Source organism: Amycolatopsis sp. NPDC051045, assembly GCF_040682955.1.
Taxonomy (GTDB): Bacteria; Actinomycetota; Actinomycetes; order Mycobacteriales; family Pseudonocardiaceae; genus Amycolatopsis.
This window is the reverse complement of record NZ_JBFBCC010000005.1, coordinates 283,984-304,342: the sequence shown is the minus strand read 5'-3', so window position 1 is coordinate 304,342 and position 20,359 is coordinate 283,984. Positions and strand designations below refer to the sequence as shown.

Below are 20,359 nucleotides of genomic sequence, written 5' to 3'. Positions count from 1 at the left end.
CCCCAGCCGGTAACAGACGGAACTGAGCAAACGATCTAGAGAGGGTATCCTCGCGACCGGGCGATCTTCACTTCGACATCCGGTCGGATTCCCGCACAGAACGGCACCGGCATGGACATCGCGGAGCGCGCGCAGGCACTCGCATTGAAGATCCGCAAGCACAAGGAAGGCATCGAGACCGAAGAGGCGACCAAGAACGCCTTCGTGATGCCGTTCATCAGCACCGTCCTCGGTTACGACGTGTTCAACCCGGCCGAAGTCATCCCCGAATTCACCGCCGACGTCGGCACGAAGCGGGGCGAGAAGATCGACTACGCGATCGTGCACAACGGTCAGGTGCAGGTCCTCGTCGAGGCCAAGAAGATCAATGATCCGCTCCGGATCGAACATGCTTCCCAGCTCTTTCGCTACTTCGCCGTGACGAACGCCAGGATCGCCGTCCTGACGAACGGGCAGGTGTACGAGTTCTACACCGACCTCGACGCCCCGAACCGGATGGATGCCAAGCCGTTTCTCGTGCTGGATTTCGCCGACATCGACGACACCCTGCTGCCTGAATTGGCCAAGCTCACGAAGGAGTCCTTCGACCTCGAATCGGTCATCAACGCCGCGGGCGAGCTGAAGTACATCGGGCAGCTGAAGCGCATTCTCGCAGCGCAGTTCAAGGAGCCCGAGGACGACTGGGTGAAGTTCCTGACGACGCGGGTGTACGAAGGATCGTTCACCCAGCGAATCCGTGACCAGTTCGGCCCGCTGGTGAGCAAGGCGACCCACCAGTTCCTGAACGAGCAGGTCAACGATCGGCTGAAGAACGCGCTCGGTGGGCCCGACTCCTACGTGAGCGTGTCGAGCAGCAGTGCTTCACAACCCGAGCAGCCGCAGCCGGCCGGCGAGGGCAAGCTGATCGACGACAGCGAACGAGTGATCACGACCGAGGAAGAGCTCGAGGGCTACCGGATCGTCCGCGCCATCGTCTGTGCCGAGGTGCCCGCCACCCGGGTCGCCGCGCGCGACACCAAGACCTACTTCGGCGTCCTTCTGGATGACAACAACCGCAAGCCGATCGCTCGCCTTTGGTTCAACCGGTCGACGAAGTACCTCGGCGTGTTCGACGAGAACAAGGTCGAGACCCGCTTGCCGATCACCACGGTCGAGGACATCTACCAGCACGCCGAACACCTGCGAAGCACGGTGGCGAGATACCTCACCACCGGGCGCCCGCAGGTGCCCGAACCCGCCGCACCCGCTCAGTCCACCAGCGCCTGGTAGACCAGCTGCCGCAGCTGGGACCTCAGCCGGTGGGTGCTCGATGGCAGCAGCTGTGTGTAGAAGCCCACCGTCAGGTCCTCGTCCGGATCCACCCAAAACGCGGTCGAAGCCGCTCCGCCCCAGGCGAATTCTCCCGCCGACGACAGCGTCCGGGCTTTCACCGGGTCCTGCAGCACCGAGAACCCCAGCCCGAAACCGTGGCCGTCGAACGGCATTTCCGCGAACAACGGGCGGCCGAACTCCTCCAGGTCCACGTGCCCCGGCAGGTGGTTGCTCGCCATCAGGGACACCGTCCGCGGGGACAGCAACCGCACGCCGTCCAGGGAACCGCCGCGTACCAACATCTCCGTGAAACGCCAGTAATCGCGGGCCGACGACACCAGGCCGCCGCCGCCCGACAAGCAGTCCGGGCGGGTGGTGCCCAGGCGGCCGAACGCATCGTTGCGCACCGCCCGGCCCGAAGCCGGGTCGGGCACGTACAGCGCCGCCAGCCGGGCCGGGGAAGCCGCCACGAAACCCGTGTCCGTCATGCCCAACGGCGAGAAGATCCGCGAAGAAAAGAACTCGTCCAGCGGCCGCCCGGACACCACCTCGACGACCCGGCCCAGCACGTCGGTCGCCACCGAGTAGTTCCACTCCGAGCCGGGCTGGAACAGCAGCGGCAGCGACGCCCACTGCGCACAACAGGCAGCCAGGTCCGCACCCCGCGGCGTACCCCACTCGAACCCGGCCGCGCGGTAGATCGCGTCCACCGGGTGGCCGTGGTGGAAGCCGTAGGTCAAGCCCGCCGTGTGCGTCAGCAGGTGCCAGACGCGGATCGGCTCCCGCGCCGGCTCGGTGAGCGGCTTCAACGCCGACCCCTTGACGTACACCTGCGGGGACGCGAACTCCGGCAGCCACCGCGAGATCGGGTCGTCGAGCTCCAGCAGGCCCTCTTCGGCGAGCATCATCGCCGCGACCGAGGTGATCGGCTTGGTCATCGAGAAGATGCGCCACAGCGTGTCGGTCTCGACGGGCAGCTCCGCCTCGACGTCCCGGTACCCACCGCGGCCCAGGTGGACGATCCGGCCGTGCCTGCTCACCACTGCGAGCCAGCCCGGCAACCGTCCATCCCCGACATATCGATCGAAATGCGCGTCGATCCGGGAAAGCCGCGCCGCATCGAAGCCGGCCTCGGCCGGGTCGACGTCCACCTCGAAATCCGCCATGCGGCGAGGTTACTTCTCCCGCGCCCGCTCGGCCGCCTTCTCCTCGCGCCAGGCTTCGTCGTTCTTGCCGTAGCGCCAGTACCCGGAAATCGACAGCAGCTCGCGCCGCACTCCACGCTCGTCGAGCAGGTACCGCCGCAGGTCGCGGACGAAGCCCGCCTCGCCGTGCACGAACGCCTGGACGACACCCTCGCGCCACGGCAACGCCCGCACCGCCTCGGCGACGTCACCGCCGGAAGCCCGGTGCAGCCAGGTGATCTGCGCGTCCGCCTTGGTGACCAGCGGCTGCTCCTCGTCCGCGTTCTCGACGAGGATCACCGCGTGCGCCGGGACGCCCGCCGGGAGCGCTTCGAGCGACGACGCGATGGCCGGCAACGCGCTTTCGTCCCCCACCAGCAGGTGCCAGTCCGCCTCGGTGCCCGGCGCGTACGCACCGCCCGGCCCCAGCACCAGCAGCTCGTCACCGGGCCGGGCCGAGGCCGCCCACGGTCCGGCGATGCCCTCGTCGCCGTGGTGGACGAAGTCGAGGACGAGCTCGCCGGCGTCGGTGTCGAACGCGCGGACGGTGTAGGAGCGCTGCCGCGGCCAGTGCTCCCGCGGCATCGTCGCCCGGCACTCCTGGACGTCGAACGGCTCCGGGTACTCGACGCCGGGCACCTTGAACAACACCTTCACGTAGGCGTCGGTGAACGCGTTGGGTGTGAACCCGGCGATGCCCTCGCCGCCCGCGACGATCCGGATCATGTGCGGGGTCAGCCGTTCGGTGCGCAGCACCCGCAGCCGCGCCGCGGGACGCCCGGACCGCCGGGGTGCTTCAGCCATCGACCACTCCAACCATCGCTAAGGCTTACCTAAGTCACCCTACGCGCCGAAAAGGACGCGCGGCTACTCAGGTGTGCCCAGTTCCTCGAGCAATGCCGCGAAACCCGCCGCCACCCCCTTCCGGAACCCGACGAAGAACCGGTTCGCCAGCGGCACGCCCCACCGCCCGCGGGAAGCCGCGTTGACCACCCGGTGCTCGACGCGCGCCCCCGCCGGATCGGCCGTGACGCGGTACTCCCCGCGGTACCACCAGCCGCCCTGCACCGCGACGAACCCCCGTTCGCGATCGACGTCCATCCGCATCGGATGGCCCCCTCCCGCAAGCCTGCGCCGCAGCCTCTCGAACACCTCCCCGGGCGGCCGCGCGACGACGCCGGAGGCCTCCGCAAGCGTTTTCACGAGCGCGGATCCGACACGCGGGTGTTCTGGAACGCCGTGATCAGCCATTCGCCGCCCTCGCGGACGAGCACGAAGCTGACGGTGGACTCGCGGCCCTCGTCCGTGGTGTCGGCGCCGGTCAGCGATGAACCGCCGCCCACGACGACCACGGCGACGTCCGGACGGACGAACCGCACCTTCGCCGACGCGCCGAGCTGGCCGGTCAGCTTCGAGCCCTTGAGCGGTCCCTCGAACAGGGCCCGGTGCGCACTCTCGATCGCGTCCCGGCCCGGGAAGTTCAGGCCGAAGTAGGTCACGTAGTCCGCGTCTTCGGTGAAGAGCCGCGCATAGGCGGCGGCATCGCCGGAGTTCCACGCGTCGGCGAGCCGGCCGAGCACGCCACGCACGTCGGCTTCGACAGTGGTCATCGGATCCCCCTCTTTCGAACAGCGTTCGTCTTACGAACACCGTTCTACCCAACGAACGGCGTTCGTGTCAAGTACAGTGTTCGGGTGACCGTTCCCCCGCCGCCCTGGCGCAGCGCCCCCCGCCGCCGCGCCGCGAAACCCGCCCTCTCCCAGGACTCGATCGTGAAGGCGGCATTGGTGATCCTGGCCGACGAGGGCCTGGACGCGGTCACCATGCGCCGGCTCGCGCAAGCGCTGGAAACCGGGCCCGCGTCGCTCTACGCGCACGTCTCCAACAAGGACGAACTGGCGGAGCTGATGCTCGACGCCGTGCTCGCCGAGGCGCCGATCCCGGAGCCGGATCCGGCGCTTTGGGACGAGCAGGTCAGGGAACTCGTCCGCGGCCAGATCCGGGTGATGGTCGCGCACCCCGGCATCGCGCGCATCGCGTGGGACATCGCCGTGCCGGTCACGCCCAGTTCCCTGCGGCAGGGCGAAGCGATGCTCGCCCTGCTGCGCGCGGGCGGGCTGACCCTCAAGCAGGCCACCTACGCGGGCGACGCCCTGTCGCTCTACGCCAAGGCGTACGCCTACGAAGCGAGCAGCTGGACGTGGGGCGACATCGACGCGGCCGAGACCGCCCGGCGCGGCGAGCAGATGGTGGCGTACATGCGCTCGCTCCCCGCCGAGGCGTTCCCGAACCTGCTGCAGATCGGCGAGTTCTTCTCCGCCGAGACGGCGGCCGAACGCCTCGAGTTCGCCCTCGACACCTACCTCGCCGGACTGAAGGTCCTGGCGGCGGGAAACTAGCGGAAGGAGTCCTCGCCGTGGCCGTTTTCGCGCCGGGCGGCTCCGGGCCGATCCGGGTGCCGACGGGACTCGTCGTCCTCGTCGGCCCGCCGGCATCGCACAAGACCAGCTTCGTCCGGGCCCTGATCGCGCGCCGGCAGATCGCGGAAGAAGCCGTGGTGTCCAGCGACGAGATCCGCGCGGAGTTCGCGCCCACCTCGCCCGGCGCCCCGGACTCCGACGCCGCGGACGCCCGGATCTTCGAGGAGCGGGATCGGCGGATCGTCGCCCGGCTCGCCGCCGGGCAGACCGCGGTCGCCGAGTCGACGAACGTCACCCCACCGGCGCGCGCCCGGCTCATCGCCATCGCCAGGCGCTTCGACGCTCCGGTGACCATGCTGCGATTCACCCCGGACGTCGGCGATCTCCTCCGGCAGCACGCGGAGCGGGGCCGTCCCGACGTCACCGCCGCGCAGGTCCATACCTCTGCCGCGGTCATGGCCCGGCACGCCACCGCGCACCAGCTGCGTTCCGAGGGCGCGACCGCCGTCCACGACGTCCCCGGACGCGGCCGAGCGACCACACCCGCCGAGGCCGCCGCGCGGTTCTGGTTCTCCTGACGCCGTCAGGGCCGCAGGACGATCTTGCCGCGCGTGTGCCGCTTCTCCAGCTCGCGGTAGGCGTCCCGCACCTCGTCGAGCGGGTAGACCCGCTGGACCGGCACTTCGAGCAGGCCCTTGCCCACCAGCAGGCTCAGCTCGCGCAGCACCTCGGCCGACGCCGCGGCGGTGTTGCCCTCGGTCTTGACGTTGTACTTCTCAGCCGCGGCGAAGTCGATGATCGTGTTGATCCGCCCGGGGTGGATCCCCAGGTGCAGCGCCAGTTCCACGTAGCCGGAGCCGAAGGTGTCGACGAACGCGTGGACGCCGTCCGGTGCGGCTTCCCGGATCCGCTCGAGCACCCCGTCGCCGTAGGCCACCGGGATGACGTCGAGCTCACGCAGCCAGGCGTGGTTCGCTGCCCCGGCCAGGCCGATCACCGTCGCGCCGGCCAGCTTCGCGAGCTGGACGGCCAGCGATCCGACCCCGCCGGCCGCGCCCGAGACGACGACCGTGTCGCCCTCGCGCGGGCACACCGCGGCCACCGCGGCGTAGGCGGTGGTGCCGGCGACGAACAGCGAGCCCGCGGCCTCCCACGACACCCCGTCGGGCCGCGGCGTGAGGTCCTCCGCCTCCGCGACGACGTATTCCGCGTGGCTCGACCGCGTGTTCACGAAGCCGATCACCTCGTCGCCGACCGCGATCTCCTCGACGCCGTCGCCGAGTTCCGCGACGACCCCGGCGAAGTCACTGCCCTGGCCGGACGGGAACGTCGCCGGCCGGCGTTCGTGGAAAAGTCCCCGCCGGATGGACTCCTCGCCCGGGTTGATCCCGGCGGCGCGGACCTCGACGAGCACCTGCCCCCGGCCCGGAGCCGGCCGCGGCACGTCCTCGACCCGGAGGACCTCCACGTCGCCGTACTCGTCGAACCTGATCGCGCGCGCCATGGGGCCTCCTCGAAAGTCGTTGCTGAATACAAGCAACCACCGGGCCCCGCCGTTTAATCCCGGACGGGCTCAGCCGGCAAGCCGGCGGACCACCCCGTCGGCCAGGAGCCGCCCGCGGTCGGTGAGCACCGCGCGGCCCCGCGAGTCCAAAGCGGACGGATCGAGCAGCCCCTCGGCCGCGGCCGCGCGCGCCTCGGCGAGCCCGGGCTCGTCGAGCACGTCGAGCGGCAGCCCTTCGGCGACGCGGAGTTCGAGCATGATCCGCTCGAGGTGCTGGTCGTCGTCGGTGAGCACCTCGCGCCCGGCCGCGGGCGAGGCACCCTCGGCCAGCAGCGCGGCGTACCGCGCCGGGTGCTTGACGTTCCACCAGCGCACCCCGCCGACGTGGCTGTGCGCGCCCGGCCCGGCGCCCCACCAGTCGTCACCCCGCCAGTAGCCGAGGTTGTGGCGGCAGCGGGCCGCGTCGGAAGCCGCCCAGTTCGACACCTCGTACCAGCGCAGGCCGGCCGCGGACAGCGTGGCGTCGATCATCTCGTAGTCCGCCGCCAGCACGTCGTCGTCCGGCGCGGGCAGCTCGCCCCGGCGCACGCGGCGGGCCAGCGCGGTGCCCTCCTCGACGATCAGCGCGTAGGCCGAGACGTGGTCGACGCCGGCGGCAAGCACGGCGTCGAGCGTCGCGCGGAGGTCGTCGGAGCGCTCGCCCGGCGTGCCGTAGATCACGTCGAGGTTGACGTGCTCGAACCCGGCCGCGCGCGCTTCGGCGGCCGCCGTCCCCGGGCGGCCCGGGGTGTGCACGCGGTCGAGGATCTTCAGCACGTGCGGCGCGGCCGACTGCATGCCCAGCGAAACCCGGGTGTAGCCGGCTTCGCGGATCCCGGCGAAGAACTCCGGTGACGTGGACTCCGGGTTCGACTCCGTCGTCACCTCGGCCCCGGGCGCGAGCCCGAAGACGTCGCGGACGGCGTCGAGCACCGAGCGCAGCCCGTCCGCGCCGAGCAGCGACGGCGTGCCACCACCGACGAACACGGTGTCGGCGGCGGGCGGCACGACGAGCACGCGCGCGGCGAGCTCCAGCTCGCGGCGCAGCCCTTCCAGCCAGGACTGCGGCGACGAACCGGTTTCGAGCTCGCCCGCGGTGTAGGTGTTGAAGTCGCAGTACCCGCAGCGCGTGGCGCAGAACGGGACGTGCACGTACACGCCGAACGTTCTGCTGCCGAGCCCCTTCAGCGCGCTTTCCGGCAACGCCGGATCGATCGGGGTGGCGGGGTCGGGACGCAGCTCGGGCACCCCCGGATTGTCCACCCCGCCACGCTCGGTCGCGCCGGGAGGCCGATCGGGTTACTGCGCCGATCGTGGCCAATCCGGCCACAGTCACGGCCGAATGGCTTCGTGGCAACCGTTACGTGCCGCGCGAAGGTCGGCCTACCTTTGGCCGTATTGGCCACACCTGTTACGACGACGCCGGGAGGTTGGCCGCCGCCCAGTCCGGGTCGACCGGGATCATCTCGATGACGTCGAGCAGCACGCCGTTCGGATCCGCGACGTAGAAGTGCCGCTGGCCGTAGACCTCGTCGACGACCGGGGTGACCAGCTCGACACCCGCCTCCTCCAGCCGCTTCGCCTCGGCGCGAGCGTCTTCGACGACGAGCCCGAACATCAGCCCGGCCGTCCCCCGCGCGCGGTAGGCCTGCGGCACCGACTCGTGCCCGCGCTGCACGAAGCTGATCTCGTACCCCGGCGCCCCGGCGTTGACGCTGGCGAACCAGTCGAGCTCGACGGTGACCGGCAGGCCGATGACGTCCGCGTAGAAGCGGGTGGTCGCCGCGACGTCGTCGACCAGGTAACCCGCCCCGAAACCCTTGACCTGCATCCCAGTTCCTCTCCGCCAAATCACTGTACTCGTAGTACTATAACCATAGTGGTTTGCTGAGCGCAAGAGAGCGTTGACAACGGCCGGAAGCTGCCGCAGATCACCCGGACACGCAGGTCGCGGCCCTGCCGACCGACCGCGTTCTCCCAGGCGAGTGACCCTCCTCCCACCATTCGGGCAGCCCTGGACCACATTGTGGACGCGTGGCACGCTGACGCCGTGACTCATGCCGGTGTTCTCCTCGTGGCCCGCCGCCACGTCGACCTTCTGCGGGTCGCCAGCGCCCTCTGCGTACCCGTTCGCTGACTGCCGTCGCCACCACCTGCCACGAATTCTGGACAGCCGGCGCCGGAGAAACCCGCGAGCCGGCGGGCCTCCGCCGCCACGAAGAGCCTCTCGGAGGACGCCGCCATGGCCACGCCCCAAACCCCAGCCCGCCCCGCGCGCGCCAAGCAGAAGCGCGGTGAAGGGCAGTGGGCGCTCGGTTACCGGGAGCCGCTGAACCCGAACGAGCGGTCCAAGAAGGACGACCACCCGCTCAACGTGCGGGCGCGCATCGAGAACATCTACGCCCACCGCGGGTTCGACGCGATCGACCCGGGCGACCTGCGCGGCCGGTTCCGCTGGTTCGGCCTCTACACCCAGCGCAAGCCGGGGATCGACGGCGGCCGCACGGCGGCGCTGGAGCCCGAAGAGCTCGACGACCGCTACTTCATGCTGCGGGTCCGGATCGACGGCGGCGCGCTGACCACCGATCAGCTCACCGTGCTCGGCGAAATCTCGCAGGCGTACGCGCGGGACACCGCCGACATCACCGACCGGCAGAACATCCAGTACCACTGGATCCGGATCGAGGACGTCCCGGCCATCTGGGCCAAGCTCGAAGAAGCCGGCATGACCACGATGGAAGCCTGCGGCGACAGCCCGCGCGTCATGCTCGGCTCGCCGGTCGCCGGCATCTCGGCGGACGAGGTGCTCGACGGCACGCCGGCGCTGGACGAGATCAAGCGCCGCTACATCGGCAAGCCGGAGTTCGCCAACCTGCCGCGCAAGTTCAAGACCGCGATCTCCGGCCAGCCCGACGTCGCGCACGAGATCCACGACGTCGCCTTCGTCGGCGTGCACCACCCGGAGCACGGACCCGGCTTCGACGTCTGGGTCGGGGGCGGCCTGTCGACCAACCCGATGCTCGGGCAGCGCCTCGGCGCCTGGGTGCCGCTCGAGGAGGTCCCGGACGTCTGGGAAGGCGTCATCTCGATCTTCCGCGACTACGGCTACCGGCGGCTGCGCTCGCGCGCCCGGCTCAAGTTCCTGGTCAAGGACTGGGGCGCGGAGAAGTTCCGGCAGGTGCTGCAGGACGAGTACCTCAAGCGGGAGCTGATCGACGGCCCGGCGCCGATCGACCCGGCCGTCCCGATCGACCACGTCGGCGTGCACCCGCAGGTCGACGGCAAGTTCTACGTCGGCGCGGCGCCGATCGCCGGCCGGTCCAGCGGCGGCACGCTCGTCGCCGTCGCCAAGGCCGCCGAGCGGGCCGGGTCGGGCCGGGTGCGGCTCACCCCGCAGCAGAAGGTCGTCGTGCTCGACGTCCCCGAGGCCCAGGTCGCCACGTTGTCGGCCGAACTGGCCGAGCTGGGGCTGGAGACGAAGCCGTCGCCGTGGCGGCGCGGCGTGATGGCGTGCACCGGGCTGGAGTTCTGCAAGCTCGCCATCGTCGAGACGAAGGCACGCGCCCACCAGCTCGTCGCGGACCTGGAGAAGTCGCTCGCCGACATCCAGAAGGACCTCGAGACGCCGGTGAGCGTGCACCTCAACGGCTGCCCCAACTCCTGCGCGCGGATCCAGACCGCGGACATCGGCCTCAAGGGCCAGATCGTCACCGACGCCGACGGCAACCAGGTCGAAGGCTTCCAGGTGCACCTCGGCGGCGGGCTCGGCCTCGACGCCGGGTTCGGCCGGAAGCTGCGCGGGCACAAGGTCACCGCGGCCGAGCTGACCGGCTACGTCGAGCGGGTCGTGCGCGCCTACGTCACCGGACGCGAACCCGGCGAACGGTTCCCGCAGTGGGCCGCGCGGGCCGAGGAAAGCGTCCTGCAGTGACCTCCACCGAGCGTGCGGCTCCGTTCTACTGCCCGTATTGCGGCGACGAGGACCTGCGGCCGGAAGAGAACGGCGGCTGGCTGTGTTCCGCTTGTCGCCGGGTTTTCTCGGTCAAGTTCCTCGGCCTGTCCCTTCCGGAGGTTTCCCGATGACCGCCACTGCCGACTACAAGACCCTCGCCGAGCGCGCGGCGAAGGAGCTCGCCGACGCCACCGCGGAAGAAGCGCTGCGCTGGACCGCCGACACGTTCGGCGACGACTTCATCGTCGCGTCCAACATGCAGGACGCCGTCCTCATCGACCTCGCCACGAAGGTCAAGTCCGATGTGGACGTCCTGTTCCTGGAAACCGGTTACCACTTCCCGGAAACGATCGGCACCCGCGACGCGGTGGAGGCGGTCTACCCGGGCGTGAAGATCGTCAACGCCCAGGCCGAGCAGAGCGTCGCCGAGCAGGACGCCGAGTACGGCGCGAAGCTGCACGATCGCGATCCGACGCTGTGCTGCAACCTGCGCAAGGTCGTGCCGCTGCGCAAGACCCTGGCGAACTACTCGGCGTGGGTCACCGGCGTCCGCCGCGTGGACGCGCCGACCCGCGCGAACACCCCGATCGTCACCTGGGACGACCGCAACGGCCTGGTGAAGGTCAACCCGATCGCGCCGTGGACCGACGACGAGTTCAAGGCCTACATCGCCGAGCACGGGATCCTGGAGAACCCGCTGGTCTCGATCGGCTACCTCTCGATCGGCTGCGCGCCGTGCACCGCTCGTGTGGAGCCGGGCCAGGACCCGCGCAGCGGCCGGTGGGCGGGGCAGAGCAAGACCGAGTGCGGACTGCACGGCTGATGTCAGACACCGAGGGACGCATGACAACTTTGGAACCCGCCACCGACGCGGCACAGGACAACTTGGCGGCCTTGGAATCCGAGGCCATCCACATCTTCCGGGAGGTGGCAGGCGAGTTCGACCGCCCGGTGATCCTCTTCTCCGGCGGCAAGGACTCGACGCTGCTGCTGCACCTGGCGATCAAGGCGTTCTGGCCGGCGCCGGTGCCGTTCCCGCTGCTGCACGTGGACACCGGGCACAACTTCGACGAGGTGATCGAGTTCCGCGACCGCATCGTCGAACGGCACGGGCTGCGCCTGGTCGTCGCGAAGGTCCAGGACTGGATCGACGACGGGCGCCTCGAAGAGCGTGCCGACGGCATGCGCAACCCGCTGCAGACCACGCCGTTGCTGGACACCATCTCGGAGAACAAGTTCGACGCCGTCTTCGGCGGCGGCCGCCGGGACGAGGAACGCGCCCGGGCGAAGGAGCGGATCTTCAGCCTGCGCAACTCCTTCGGCCAGTGGGAGCCGCGGCGCCAGCGGCCCGAGCTGTGGAACCTCTACAACGGCCGGCACCGCCCGGGTGAACAGGTCCGCGTCTTCCCGCTGTCCAACTGGACCGAGGCCGACGTCTGGAACTACATCGCCCGCGAGAAGGTCGAACTGCCGTCGATCTACTACGCGCACCGGCGCGAGGTGTACCTGCGCGACGGGATGCTGCTGGCCGAGGGGCCGTGGGGCGGCCCGCGGCCGGGCGAAGAGGTCCGCGAGCTGACCGTCCGGTACCGGACCGTCGGCGACGGCTCGTGCACCGGCGCGATCGAATCCACCGCGGTCACCGTCGACGAGGTCATCGCCGAGGTGTCGGCCTCGCGGCTCACCGAGCGCGGCGCGACCCGGGCCGACGACCGGATGTCCGAGGCGGCCATGGAAGACCGCAAGCGTGAGGGGTACTTCTGATGAGTTCGCTGCTTCGCCTGGCCACCGCCGGGAGCGTCGACGACGGCAAGTCGACGCTCGTCGGCCGGCTGCTGTACGACACGAAGTCGGTGCTCGCCGACCAGCTGGACGCCGTCACCCGTGCGTCCGTCGACAAGGGACTGTCCACACCAGACCTCTCGCTGCTGGTGGACGGCCTGCGCTCGGAGCGCGAGCAGGGCATCACCATCGACGTCGCCTACCGCTACTTCGCCACGCCGAAGCGGTCGTTCGTGCTCGCCGACACGCCGGGGCACGTGCAGTACACGCGCAACACGGTGACCGGCGCGTCCACCGCGCAGCTGGCCGTGCTGCTCGTCGACGCGCGCAAGGGCGTGCTCGAGCAGACCCGGCGGCACGCGGCCGTGCTGGCCCTGCTCGGCGTACCGCAGCTGGTGCTCGCGGTGAACAAGATCGACCTGGTCGCCTACGACGAAGCGACGTTCACGGTGATCGCGAAGGAGTTCGCTTCGCACGCCGAGACACTCGGGTACCCGCGGGGTTCGGTGCTCGCGATCCCGGTTTCGGCGCTGGAGGGCGACAACGTCGCGACGCGCTCGGAGCGGACGCCGTGGTACTCCGGGCCCAGCCTGCTGGAACACCTGGAAGACGTGCCGGTCGCGCCGGACCCGCACGACTCGGCGCTGCGGTTCCCGGTGCAGTACGTGATCCGCCCGCGCACGCCCGAATACCCGGACTACCGCGGCTACGCGGGGCAGATCGCGGCGGGCACGGTACGCCCCGGCGACGAGATCGTCGTGCTGCCGCAGGGCATCCGCAGCCGCATCGAACGGATCGACACCGCGGACGGCCCGCTCGAGGAAGCCGGCGCGGGGACGTCGGTGACGCTGCTGCTCGCCGACGACATCGACATCTCCCGCGGCGACCTGATCGCGGCCGCGGACGCGCCGCCGCGGGTCACCGACGAGATCACCGGCACGCTGTGCTGGCTGTCGTCCAAGCCGCTCAAGCCGGGCGCGCGCGTGCTGGTCAAGCACGGGACCCGCACGGTGCAGGCACTGGTGGACGAGCTGCACGCCCGCTTCGACGAGCAGGCCCTGTCCAGTGTGGACGACCCAGGGATCCTGGAGCTCAACGACATCGGCCGCGTCACCCTGCGGCTGGCCGAGGAGCTGGGCGTCGACGACTACGGCGTCAGCCCGCGCACCGGCGCGTTCCTGGTGATCGATCCGAAGGACGGCGACACCCTCGCCGCGGGGATGGTGGGTGAGCGCTTCTCGTGACGCCTCCCCTGGTCGCCGTCGCGCACGGCAGCCGCGATCCCCGCTCGGCGGCGACCGTGCGCGCGCTCGTCGACGTCGTGCGCGCCCAGGCGCCGGGCGCCCCGGTCCACGAGTCCTTTCTGGACCTGTCGGAGCCCCGGGTCACCGACGTGCTGAAGGAGCTGTACGCAGCCGGGCACCGGACGGCGGTCGTGGTGCCGCTGCTGCTGGGCAGCGCGTTCCACGCCCGGGTCGACCTGCCGGCCCTGATCGACGAGGTCGTCACGGCGTGCCCGGGATTCCGCGTCCAGGTGTCGGACGTGCTCGGCGCCGACCCGGCGCTGGAGGCGGTGGCCCTGGACCGGCTGGCCGGGGCCACGCACCGCCGGGGCACCGGCGTGCTCGTCAGCGCGGTCGGCTCGTCGAACGCGGCCGCGAACGCGGTCGTCGCTTCGCTGGCCGCGCGGTGGGAGGAGCGGCTCGGGTTCCCGGTGTGCGAGGCGTTCGCCAGTGCCACCCAGCCGGACATCCCGGCCGCCGCCGCCCGGTTGCGGTCCCGCGGGGTGCGGCACCTCGTGGTGGCCTCGTGGTTCCTGGCGCCGGGCCTGCTTCCCGACCGGATCGCTCGCCTGGCCCGCGAAGCCGACCCGGGCGCGTTCATCGCCGCTCCGCTGGCGGACGACCCGCGTGTCGCGGACGTCGTCGTCGCGCGGTACGCCACTGCGGTCACCGGGCTGCTGCGGGCCGGGCAGTACGCGTAGTGGCGTAAGGCGCCCCTTGGAGCCACCGCCACCGCTAAAAGGTGATTTTCATTCACATTTCCGGTCACCCTGCGCGCATGGGAACAGTGACTTCTTGACGCGCTAGTTAACTTGCCGGTAACTCTCTAAGCGCTGCGCGGCTTTCTTTCCTCCCCTCCAAACCGCAGGTAGGTGGATACAAATGAAAGCACTTCGCCTTTGCCGGCTCGCCGCTCTCACCGCGGCCGCGGCTCTCCCGATCGCCCTCGCCGCCCCGGCCTCGGCCGCCACCGCCGTCACCTTCGACTGCCAGGCCGACGCCCCCATCGTCGGACCGCAGAAGGTCGCCCTGAACCAGGACGCGGACGTGACCGCGCCGCCGACGGTGGCGCCCGGCGCCGCGTTCGACGTCGTCATCGACCCGGCCCCGAACACCGTGCCGGGCGAAGTGAGCGGGAACAAGGTCAAGAACATCAACACCTTCGCGCTGAAGATCCCGATCCCCGCCAACTCGTCCTACGTGGGGGCGGACCTCACCGGCGGCTCCGGCCTCGGCTCGACCCCGCCGACCCTCTCCGTCGCGAACGGCGTCGCCACCCTGAGCTTCCCCGGCCCGATCGCCGGGGGCGCCACGTTCGAACTGCCCACCGTCACCGCGCACCTGACCGCGGGCCAGTCGGGCACCATCGAGACGAAGCTGGGCGGCACCAGCTACAGCGACCCCGGGCTGACCTTCAAGGCGGTGGCGAGCACGATCATCGGTGACCTCACCGCGCCGACGGCCTGCTTCCCCAACCCGAGCCCCGTCTTCACCACGACGACCATCGGCTGAGCACCGGGCCACCCCACGGGTGCCCATCCGTGGGGTGGCCTGCGTAACACCGGCCGCGCGGGCCGGATGTGCGAAGGTGTCGGACATGGCTGACGAACTGGTGCACTACGACGTGGTGGGCGGCACCGCCACGATCACCCTGGACTCCCCGCACAACCGCAACGCGCTGTCGGCGCAGCTGCGCCGCGAGCTGTCGTCCGCGCTGGCGGCCGCAGCCGCCGACGATGCCGTGCGGGTGATCGTGCTGACCCACACCGGGCCGGTGTTCTGCGCGGGGATGGACCTGAAGGAAGCCCGCGGCGCCGGCGCGGGCGACCAGGGCGTGAACGAGTTCCCGAAGATCCTGGACCAGCTGTGGACCAGCCCGAAGCCGGTGGTCGCCCGCCTGGCCGGCCCCGCCCGCGCGGGCGGCATCGGCATGGTGGCGGCGTGCGACATCGCCGTGGCGGTGCCCGAAGCGACGTTCGCCTTCTCCGAAGTCCGCATCGGCGTGGTCCCGGCGATCATCTCGCTGACGGTCCTGCCCCGCCTGAACCCGCGCGCGGCGCACGAACTCTTCCTGACCGGCGACACGTTCGACGCCCACCGCGCGGTCGAAATCGGCCTGCTGAACTCGGCGGTCCCGGCGGCGGAACTGGACGGCGAGATCGCGCGGTACGTCAAGGCGCTGGCGGCGGGCGGCCCGAAGGCACTGGCCGAGACGAAGGCGCTGCTGAGCCGCCCCCGCCCGGCAACGCCTTCGGAGGGTTTCGAGGAGATGCTCGGCCTGTCGGCGAAGTTCTTCGCCAGTGAGGAAGGCCAGGAGGGCATCCTGGCCTTCGCCCAGAAGCGCAAGCCGTCTTGGGTCCCGCAGGACTGAAGCGCCTCAGACCGGCTCGGCGGCCGGTACTCGCTTGCGCGGCACCAGCGCGAGCAGGCCCGTCACCCCGCCGCGACCGCGTACACCGGTGCCAAACCCCCGGCTTGGTAAGCGATCCCGAGCACCGCGACCCCGAGCGTCTGCCCGAACTGCCGGGTCGTCGTCAGGATCCCCGCGGCCATCCCGGCGCGCCCCGGCGGAGCCGCCGTCGCGATCGCCGACCCCATGGCCGGGCCCGAGATCCCGACGCCGATCCCGGTCACCGCCACCGCCAACGGCGCCAGCGCGAGCCCGGCCGCGACCGGACCCAGCGCCGGCCCCGTCTGCAGCCACAGGGAGACGTAGACCAGCGCGGCGAAAGTCAGCGTCGAAGCCGCCGCGCACGCGATCAGCGTCGTGAACCCGCCGTCGCGGAACAGCCCCAGCTCGAGCAGCGGCTGGGCACGACGTCGTTCGACCACGCCGAACGCGATCACCGAAACGACCAGTGCCCTGACCGTGACCGGCGACGTCCAGCGGCCTTCGCCGCCCAGCGTCAGGCCGTGCACCAGGCTCGCCGCGCCGAGCGCGAACCACGCCGTCCCCGCGAAGTCGAAGCGGCCGCTGCGGGCCGGGGTGTCGGGCCGGACCGCCCGCCGGGTGAACAGCGCGGCCAGCAGGGCCAGCGGGACGTCGACGAAGAACACCGCCTCCCAGCCGAAGTACTCGGTCAGCACGCCACCCACCAGTGGCCCCGCCGCCGCATCGAGCCCGTTCACCGCGACGTCGATCGCGGCCTGATCCACGCCCTGCAGCTCGACGGCCGCGCGCCGATGCGCACCCTCGGCGAGGTGCTCGGCGTCTCGGAGAACACCGTGGCCCGGCGCTACCGGCGACTGCGCGAGGCCGGCGTCCTCCGCATCACGGGCGCGGTCAGTGGCGGCGAGGCCGGCTACCCGACTTGGACGCTGCGCCTGCGCACGACCCCGGGCGCCGGGGCCGCCGTCGCGGACGCGCTCGCCGACCGGGCCGACGTCTCCTGGGTGCACCTGCTCTCCGGTGGGACGGAAATCTCCTGCACCGTCCACGCGCCCGACACCGCGGGCCGCGACGACCTGCTGCTGCACAAGCTGCCCCGCGCCAACCGGGTCACGGCCGTCTCCGCGCACGAACTGCTGCACACGTTCGCGCTCCCGGACGGCTGGAGCGGGCTGCACTGCCTGTCCGCGGAGCAGATCGAACAGGTGCACGGTCAAACGCGCGGGGACACCGCTCAGGCGTCCGGCAGCACGACCGTGAGCCGCCACGAACCGGCGCTGCGGCCGTTCGGGCCGAGCGCGCGTTGCGCGTCGGACAGCACGCTGCGGATCGCCAGGTACGTCTTGGGCTCGGCCTTGCGCAGCGCGTCCGAGCCCGGCCAGATGAGCACGTGCTCCCCCGGCGGCAGCCACGACAAGTCGGTCAGGCAGTCGTAGAGCGCGTCGAGGTTGTGCCCGAAGTAGTCCGGAAAGGACAGTGCTTCGGCGAACGCGCTCAGCGTGCCGGCCTTGTCCACGGTCGGCCGGGAGTTCACCAGGTGCGGGTACGCGCCCCGGGCGAAAGCCTGTTCCGCGGCGGCCTTCGCCTGCTCGTCGGCGCTCATCGGGCCGCGTCCACGACGACGAACGACGCGTAGTGGTCGCCGGTGTAGTACAGCTCGTGCGCCTGCCCGGTGATCAGCCGCCGCGCGCCGCGGTCGGCGCTGCCGGGGGTCTTCACCGTGTACTCGTGGTAGTAGCCGGACTTCTTGCCGGGCAATCTCTTCTCGCGGTTCTCGAAGACGACGTCGTCGTTGCGCGGGTAGGGGTACGGCCCGCCCGCCTCGATCAGCTTCCACGTGTCCGAGGCCTGCGGCGGCAGCGCGGAAAGCGCCTTCACCGGCAACCCGGAGTCCGCGCCCGGCACGGCGGCACTGCCCTTCGCGGGCGCACTGCTCTTGGCGGGCGCGCTCGCCGAGGTGCTCGGTGCGGGCGACGAGGAGCCGTCGCTGAGGACGTCCTTGACCAGCCAGCCCCCCAGCACCAGCACGAGGAGCCCGATCAGCGCGGCGGTGATCCGCCTTCGGTTGAACATGGTGTGCGAGCCTATGCCGACCCGTCGGAGGAGTCGTCGTCACGCCCCGGAGACAGCCGGCGGGCAAACAGCTCGACGAGCTTGTCGAGCACCCACGCGGCGGCCAGGCACAGCGGCACGACGACCACCATGACCAGCACGAACTGGACCGGGAACCACGCCTGGGCGAGCCACAGCTCGACCCCGTCCCACCAGTCGGCAAGCCCGTTGAACACGGTGTGAGCCTACGCGCGCTCTGCTGCCCCCGCGCCGTAGGGGCGGTACGTTGCAGGGCATGTTCGCCGTGTACGCGCAGGAACCCAACGCCGACAGCCCGCTGGACTCGCTCGTCGTCGGCGAGCGACCCGAACCCGAAGTGCCCGACGGCTGGGTCCGCGTGCACGTCAAGGCGGCCAGCCTGAACATGCACGACCTCTGGACGCTGCGCGGGGTCGGGATCAAGCCGGACCAGTTCCCGATGATCCTCGGCTGCGACGGTGCCGGCACCCTCGACGACGGTTCCGAGGTCGTCATCCACTCGGTGATCAACGCGCCGGGCTGGCAGGGCGACGACACCCTCGACCCGAAGCGCACGCTGCTCACCGAGAAGTTCCAGGGCACCTTCGCCGACCAGGTCGTCGTGCCGGCCCGCAACGTCGTCCCGAAGCCCGCGGCGCTCAGCTTCGCCGAAGCCGCCACCATGGGGACGGCGTGGCTGACCGCCTACCGGATGCTCTTCGTGAAGTCCGGGCTGCGGCCGGGGCAGACGATGCTCGTGCAGGGCGCCTCCGGCGGCGTCTCGACGGCGCTGGTCCAGCTCGGCCGCGCGGCCGGGTTCCGGGTCTGGGTCACCGGCCGCACCGAGGAGAAGCGCGCCCTCGCCACGAGCCTCGGCGCGCACCAGACGTTCGAGTCCGGTGCGCGGCTGCCCGAGCGCGTCGACGCCGTGTTCGAGACCGTCGGCAAGGCGACCTGGTCGCATTCGGTCAAATCGCTCAAGCCGGGCGGGATCATCGTCGTCTCGGGCTCGACCAGCGGCCCGGACGCGCACGCGGAGCTGCAGCGCGTCTTCTTCCTCCAGCTGCGCATCGCCGGGTCGACCATGGGCACCCGCGACGAGCTCGCGGACCTGCTCGCCTACCTCGACCTGACCGGTGTCCGGCCGCAGATCGGCGCGGAATTGCCGTTTTCCGAGGCCCCCAAGGGCTTCCGGGCGATGCTCGACGGGGACACCGCCGGCAAGATCGTCTTCACCCGCTAGACCGTCGTGAGCTGGGCGGATCACCGGATCCCGCCCAGCCCCGGCATCTCGTGAATCTTTGACGTCTTCAGTTCGAGACCTGGTCGTTAGCACCGAAATTCGACCAAAACCCCAGTCCGGCCAGCTAATCTGTAGTCATGACCGCAACGAAGCGGCCCGCTCCGGCTGTACCGAGCGGCCGGCCCAGTGACGAGGACCCGGTCCGGGTCTCCTTCCGGCGCTACGCCGGCGTCCGCACCCGAGTGCTCGAGGTCGGCGACCCCGAACCGGAGCAACCCACCACGCGCCGTTCGTTGCGGCGCCGGGCCGCCGCGCCGCACGGCCGGCCCACCGCGCCACGCCTGGTGCTGCTGCACGGTTATTGCGACAGCGCCGACACCTGGCGCCCCGCCCTCGAACAGCTCGCGGCCGCCGGGATCCCGGCGGCCGCGGTCGATCTGCCCGGTTTCGGCGACGCCCAGCCGCTGCGGCCGGGCCCGATGCTGCCGCAGCTCGACGCGTTCACCACCGCCGTCGTCCGCGAGCAGGCGGTGCTCGGCTCGGTCGTGCTGGCCGGGAACTCTCTCGGCGGCACCATGAGCCTGCGCGCGGCGCAGAACAGCCGCCTGCCGATTTCGGGGGTCGTGTCCATCGCCGCGCCGGGCTTCGTCGACTCGTGGCTGATCCGTGCCGTGGCGCGCTACCCGCTGCCGCTGCGGCTGTACTCGTCCCTGCCCGTCCCGGTGCCGGGGTTCCTGGTGCGCAAGGTCGCCGAGCAGCTCGTCCCGCGGCTGCTGTACGCCGACTCCGGCGCGGCCGACGCGACGCAGGTGCAGCGCTTCACCGCGCTCTTCCCGGACTACCGCGCGACCAAGAGCCGCCTGGAGCAGGCCCGGCAGCTCGTCGCGGAGCTGACCGACGCCTACCGCCTCGACTCCGTCGAGGTCCCGCTGCTGGTCGTCGCGTGCGGCAAGGACAAGCTGGTCACCGCCGCGTCCGGGCGGCAGCTGCACACGCTGGTGCCGCACAGCAGGCTGCTGGTCCGCGAGGACTGGGGGCACTGCCCGCAGCTGGACGACCCGGTGGAGATCGCGGAGCTGCTCACCTACTTCGCGGCGAGCGCGGTCCGGACCACCCAGGCCAAGCGAGCCGCCGCGACCGCGTCGAAGGCCGTGAGCGAGGACACCGCGACGGGCTGAGCGG

Annotated in this window: 25 protein-coding genes; 14 read left to right on the top strand and 11 right to left on the bottom strand. The window is 71.1% G+C overall.

The genetic code is table 11. The features are described from left to right. Positions 1 to 111 precede the first annotated feature (111 nt). The gene (locus AB0M80_RS15190) at positions 112 to 1,269 is read left to right on the top strand and encodes a type I restriction endonuclease (protein WP_364564215.1); all 1,158 of its coding nucleotides are present in this window, start codon (positions 112 to 114) and stop codon (positions 1,267 to 1,269) included. Here AB0M80_RS15190 and AB0M80_RS15185 read toward each other — a convergent pair. The 4 genes from AB0M80_RS15185 to AB0M80_RS15170 all read right to left on the bottom strand — a co-directional run bounded on the left by AB0M80_RS15185 (position 1,248) and on the right by AB0M80_RS15170 (position 4,105). Next, the gene (locus AB0M80_RS15185) at positions 1,248 to 2,477 is read right to left on the bottom strand and encodes a serine hydrolase domain-containing protein (RefSeq protein WP_364564212.1); all 1,230 of its coding nucleotides are present in this window, start codon (positions 2,475 to 2,477) and stop codon (positions 1,248 to 1,250) included. The genes AB0M80_RS15190 and AB0M80_RS15185 overlap by 22 nt on opposite strands. Before the next feature lie 9 nt (positions 2,478 to 2,486). Then, positions 2,487 to 3,299, bottom strand: coding sequence for a siderophore-interacting protein (locus tag AB0M80_RS15180; protein ID WP_364564209.1), 813 nt, complete (start codon positions 3,297 to 3,299; stop codon positions 2,487 to 2,489). A 63-nt stretch (positions 3,300 to 3,362) separates the two neighbouring features. After that, positions 3,363 to 3,602: a hypothetical protein gene (locus AB0M80_RS15175; protein WP_364564208.1), complete on the bottom strand. Its 240-nt coding sequence runs from the start codon at positions 3,600 to 3,602 to the stop codon at positions 3,363 to 3,365. Positions 3,603 to 3,694: 92 nt separating this feature from the next. Continuing rightward, positions 3,695 to 4,105: an SgcJ/EcaC family oxidoreductase gene (locus AB0M80_RS15170; protein WP_364564205.1), complete on the bottom strand. Its 411-nt coding sequence runs from the start codon at positions 4,103 to 4,105 to the stop codon at positions 3,695 to 3,697. Positions 4,106 to 4,189: 84 nt separating this feature from the next. Here AB0M80_RS15170 and AB0M80_RS15165 point away from each other — a divergent pair, with 84 nt between their 5' ends. After that, positions 4,190 to 4,894, top strand: a complete 705-nt coding sequence (locus tag AB0M80_RS15165) for a TetR/AcrR family transcriptional regulator (RefSeq protein ID WP_364564202.1) — start codon at positions 4,190 to 4,192, stop codon at positions 4,892 to 4,894. Positions 4,895 to 4,911: 17 nt separating this feature from the next. Then, on the top strand, positions 4,912 to 5,493 hold the full coding sequence (locus tag AB0M80_RS15160) for an ATP-binding protein (RefSeq protein ID WP_364564199.1): 582 nt from the start codon (positions 4,912 to 4,914) through the stop codon (positions 5,491 to 5,493). Between the two features lie 5 nt (positions 5,494 to 5,498). Here AB0M80_RS15160 and AB0M80_RS15155 read toward each other — a convergent pair whose 3' ends face one another. From AB0M80_RS15155 to AB0M80_RS15145, 3 genes are all read right to left on the bottom strand, one after another. Continuing rightward, entirely contained in the window at positions 5,499 to 6,419 is a 921-nt protein-coding gene (locus AB0M80_RS15155; RefSeq protein ID WP_364564196.1) for an NADP-dependent oxidoreductase, read from the bottom strand. A 69-nt stretch (positions 6,420 to 6,488) separates the two neighbouring features. Continuing rightward, on the bottom strand, positions 6,489 to 7,706 hold the full coding sequence (gene hemW / locus AB0M80_RS15150; RefSeq protein ID WP_364564193.1) for a radical SAM family heme chaperone HemW: 1,218 nt from the start codon (positions 7,704 to 7,706) through the stop codon (positions 6,489 to 6,491). A 163-nt stretch (positions 7,707 to 7,869) separates the two neighbouring features. Then, positions 7,870 to 8,289: a VOC family protein gene (locus AB0M80_RS15145; protein ID WP_364564190.1), complete on the bottom strand. Its 420-nt coding sequence runs from the start codon at positions 8,287 to 8,289 to the stop codon at positions 7,870 to 7,872. A 195-nt stretch (positions 8,290 to 8,484) separates the two neighbouring features. On the opposite strand from AB0M80_RS15145, the gene AB0M80_RS15140 reads away from it, so the two are divergent. From AB0M80_RS15140 to AB0M80_RS15100, 9 genes are all read left to right on the top strand, one after another. Then, positions 8,485 to 8,595, top strand: a complete 111-nt coding sequence (locus AB0M80_RS15140) for a putative leader peptide (protein WP_352252756.1) — start codon at positions 8,485 to 8,487, stop codon at positions 8,593 to 8,595. Between the two features lie 105 nt (positions 8,596 to 8,700). After that, a complete protein-coding gene (locus AB0M80_RS15135) occupies positions 8,701 to 10,389 on the top strand; it encodes a nitrite/sulfite reductase (RefSeq protein ID WP_364564187.1) in 1,689 nt (562 codons plus the stop codon). Continuing rightward, positions 10,386 to 10,541 (top strand): Insertion element protein, encoded by a 156-nt coding sequence (locus AB0M80_RS15130; RefSeq protein ID WP_285985111.1) that lies wholly within the window; start codon positions 10,386 to 10,388, stop codon positions 10,539 to 10,541. Before AB0M80_RS15135 ends, AB0M80_RS15130 begins: the two co-directional genes overlap by 4 nt. Continuing rightward, on the top strand, positions 10,538 to 11,233 hold the full coding sequence (locus AB0M80_RS15125; protein WP_364564184.1) for a phosphoadenylyl-sulfate reductase: 696 nt from the start codon (positions 10,538 to 10,540) through the stop codon (positions 11,231 to 11,233). Before AB0M80_RS15130 ends, AB0M80_RS15125 begins: the two co-directional genes overlap by 4 nt. 20 nt (positions 11,234 to 11,253) lie before the next feature. After that, positions 11,254 to 12,174 (top strand): sulfate adenylyltransferase subunit CysD, encoded by a 921-nt coding sequence (gene cysD / locus AB0M80_RS15120; protein WP_364564181.1) that lies wholly within the window; start codon positions 11,254 to 11,256, stop codon positions 12,172 to 12,174. Next, on the top strand, positions 12,174 to 13,436 hold the full coding sequence (locus tag AB0M80_RS15115) for a GTP-binding protein (RefSeq protein ID WP_364564178.1): 1,263 nt from the start codon (positions 12,174 to 12,176) through the stop codon (positions 13,434 to 13,436). The genes cysD and AB0M80_RS15115 overlap by 1 nt, the downstream gene beginning before the upstream one ends. Continuing rightward, the gene (locus AB0M80_RS15110; protein ID WP_364564175.1) at positions 13,433 to 14,176 is read left to right on the top strand and encodes a CbiX/SirB N-terminal domain-containing protein; all 744 of its coding nucleotides are present in this window, start codon (positions 13,433 to 13,435) and stop codon (positions 14,174 to 14,176) included. The genes AB0M80_RS15115 and AB0M80_RS15110 overlap by 4 nt, the downstream gene beginning before the upstream one ends. A 181-nt stretch (positions 14,177 to 14,357) precedes the next feature. Next, positions 14,358 to 14,987, top strand: coding sequence for a cyclase (locus AB0M80_RS15105; protein WP_364564172.1), 630 nt, complete (start codon positions 14,358 to 14,360; stop codon positions 14,985 to 14,987). Between the two features lie 85 nt (positions 14,988 to 15,072). Beyond that, the gene (locus tag AB0M80_RS15100) at positions 15,073 to 15,846 is read left to right on the top strand and encodes an enoyl-CoA hydratase family protein (protein ID WP_364564170.1); all 774 of its coding nucleotides are present in this window, start codon (positions 15,073 to 15,075) and stop codon (positions 15,844 to 15,846) included. A 62-nt stretch (positions 15,847 to 15,908) separates the two neighbouring features. On the opposite strand, the gene AB0M80_RS15095 is transcribed toward AB0M80_RS15100, so the two are convergent. From AB0M80_RS15095 to AB0M80_RS15080, 4 genes are all read right to left on the bottom strand, one after another. Beyond that, the gene (locus tag AB0M80_RS15095) at positions 15,909 to 16,604 is read right to left on the bottom strand and encodes an MFS transporter (RefSeq protein ID WP_364564775.1); all 696 of its coding nucleotides are present in this window, start codon (positions 16,602 to 16,604) and stop codon (positions 15,909 to 15,911) included. Between the two features lie 494 nt (positions 16,605 to 17,098). After that, the gene (locus AB0M80_RS15090) at positions 17,099 to 17,467 is read right to left on the bottom strand and encodes a barstar family protein (protein WP_364564168.1); all 369 of its coding nucleotides are present in this window, start codon (positions 17,465 to 17,467) and stop codon (positions 17,099 to 17,101) included. Continuing rightward, positions 17,464 to 17,937 (bottom strand): ribonuclease domain-containing protein, encoded by a 474-nt coding sequence (locus tag AB0M80_RS15085; RefSeq protein WP_364564165.1) that lies wholly within the window; start codon positions 17,935 to 17,937, stop codon positions 17,464 to 17,466. The genes AB0M80_RS15090 and AB0M80_RS15085 overlap by 4 nt, the downstream gene beginning before the upstream one ends. Before the next feature lie 11 nt (positions 17,938 to 17,948). Next, on the bottom strand, positions 17,949 to 18,152 hold the full coding sequence (locus AB0M80_RS15080; RefSeq protein ID WP_364564163.1) for a hypothetical protein: 204 nt from the start codon (positions 18,150 to 18,152) through the stop codon (positions 17,949 to 17,951). Between the two features lie 59 nt (positions 18,153 to 18,211). Between AB0M80_RS15080 and AB0M80_RS15075 the strand changes: the two genes are divergently transcribed. Together AB0M80_RS15075 and AB0M80_RS15070 are read left to right on the top strand one after the other, a co-directional pair. Continuing rightward, positions 18,212 to 19,177, top strand: coding sequence for a zinc-binding dehydrogenase (locus AB0M80_RS15075; protein ID WP_364564161.1), 966 nt, complete (start codon positions 18,212 to 18,214; stop codon positions 19,175 to 19,177). 137 nt (positions 19,178 to 19,314) lie between these two features. Continuing rightward, entirely contained in the window at positions 19,315 to 20,355 is a 1,041-nt protein-coding gene (locus AB0M80_RS15070) for an alpha/beta hydrolase (RefSeq protein ID WP_364564158.1), read from the top strand. Positions 20,356 to 20,359 lie beyond the last annotated feature (4 nt).

Excerpts from the sequence above, each read along its gene's own strand:
- AB0M80_RS15190 (WP_364564215.1), top strand. The coding sequence starts at position 112 with ATGGACATCGCGGAGCGCGCGCAGGCACTCGCATTGAAGATCCGCAAG.
- AB0M80_RS15170 (WP_364564205.1), bottom strand. The coding sequence starts at position 4,105 with ATGACCACTGTCGAAGCCGACGTGCGTGGCGTGCTCGGCCGGCTCGCC.
- AB0M80_RS15145 (WP_364564190.1), bottom strand. The coding sequence starts at position 8,289 with ATGCAGGTCAAGGGTTTCGGGGCGGGTTACCTGGTCGACGACGTCGCG.
- AB0M80_RS15155 (WP_364564196.1), bottom strand. The coding sequence starts at position 6,419 with ATGGCGCGCGCGATCAGGTTCGACGAGTACGGCGACGTGGAGGTCCTC.
- AB0M80_RS15090 (WP_364564168.1), bottom strand. The coding sequence starts at position 17,467 with ATGAGCGCCGACGAGCAGGCGAAGGCCGCCGCGGAACAGGCTTTCGCC.
- AB0M80_RS15075 (WP_364564161.1), top strand. The coding sequence starts at position 18,212 with ATGTTCGCCGTGTACGCGCAGGAACCCAACGCCGACAGCCCGCTGGAC.
- AB0M80_RS15175 (WP_364564208.1), bottom strand. The coding sequence starts at position 3,602 with ATGCGGATGGACGTCGATCGCGAACGGGGGTTCGTCGCGGTGCAGGGC.
- AB0M80_RS15185 (WP_364564212.1), bottom strand. The coding sequence starts at position 2,477 with ATGGCGGATTTCGAGGTGGACGTCGACCCGGCCGAGGCCGGCTTCGAT.
- cysD (WP_364564181.1), top strand. The coding sequence starts at position 11,254 with ATGACAACTTTGGAACCCGCCACCGACGCGGCACAGGACAACTTGGCG.
- AB0M80_RS15135 (WP_364564187.1), top strand. The coding sequence starts at position 8,701 with ATGGCCACGCCCCAAACCCCAGCCCGCCCCGCGCGCGCCAAGCAGAAG.
- AB0M80_RS15085 (WP_364564165.1), bottom strand. The coding sequence starts at position 17,937 with ATGTTCAACCGAAGGCGGATCACCGCCGCGCTGATCGGGCTCCTCGTG.
- AB0M80_RS15105 (WP_364564172.1), top strand. The coding sequence starts at position 14,358 with ATGAAAGCACTTCGCCTTTGCCGGCTCGCCGCTCTCACCGCGGCCGCG.
- AB0M80_RS15125 (WP_364564184.1), top strand. The coding sequence starts at position 10,538 with ATGACCGCCACTGCCGACTACAAGACCCTCGCCGAGCGCGCGGCGAAG.
- AB0M80_RS15115 (WP_364564178.1), top strand. The coding sequence starts at position 12,174 with ATGAGTTCGCTGCTTCGCCTGGCCACCGCCGGGAGCGTCGACGACGGC.
- AB0M80_RS15100 (WP_364564170.1), top strand. The coding sequence starts at position 15,073 with ATGGCTGACGAACTGGTGCACTACGACGTGGTGGGCGGCACCGCCACG.
- AB0M80_RS15180 (WP_364564209.1), bottom strand. The coding sequence starts at position 3,299 with ATGGCTGAAGCACCCCGGCGGTCCGGGCGTCCCGCGGCGCGGCTGCGG.
- AB0M80_RS15070 (WP_364564158.1), top strand. The coding sequence starts at position 19,315 with ATGACCGCAACGAAGCGGCCCGCTCCGGCTGTACCGAGCGGCCGGCCC.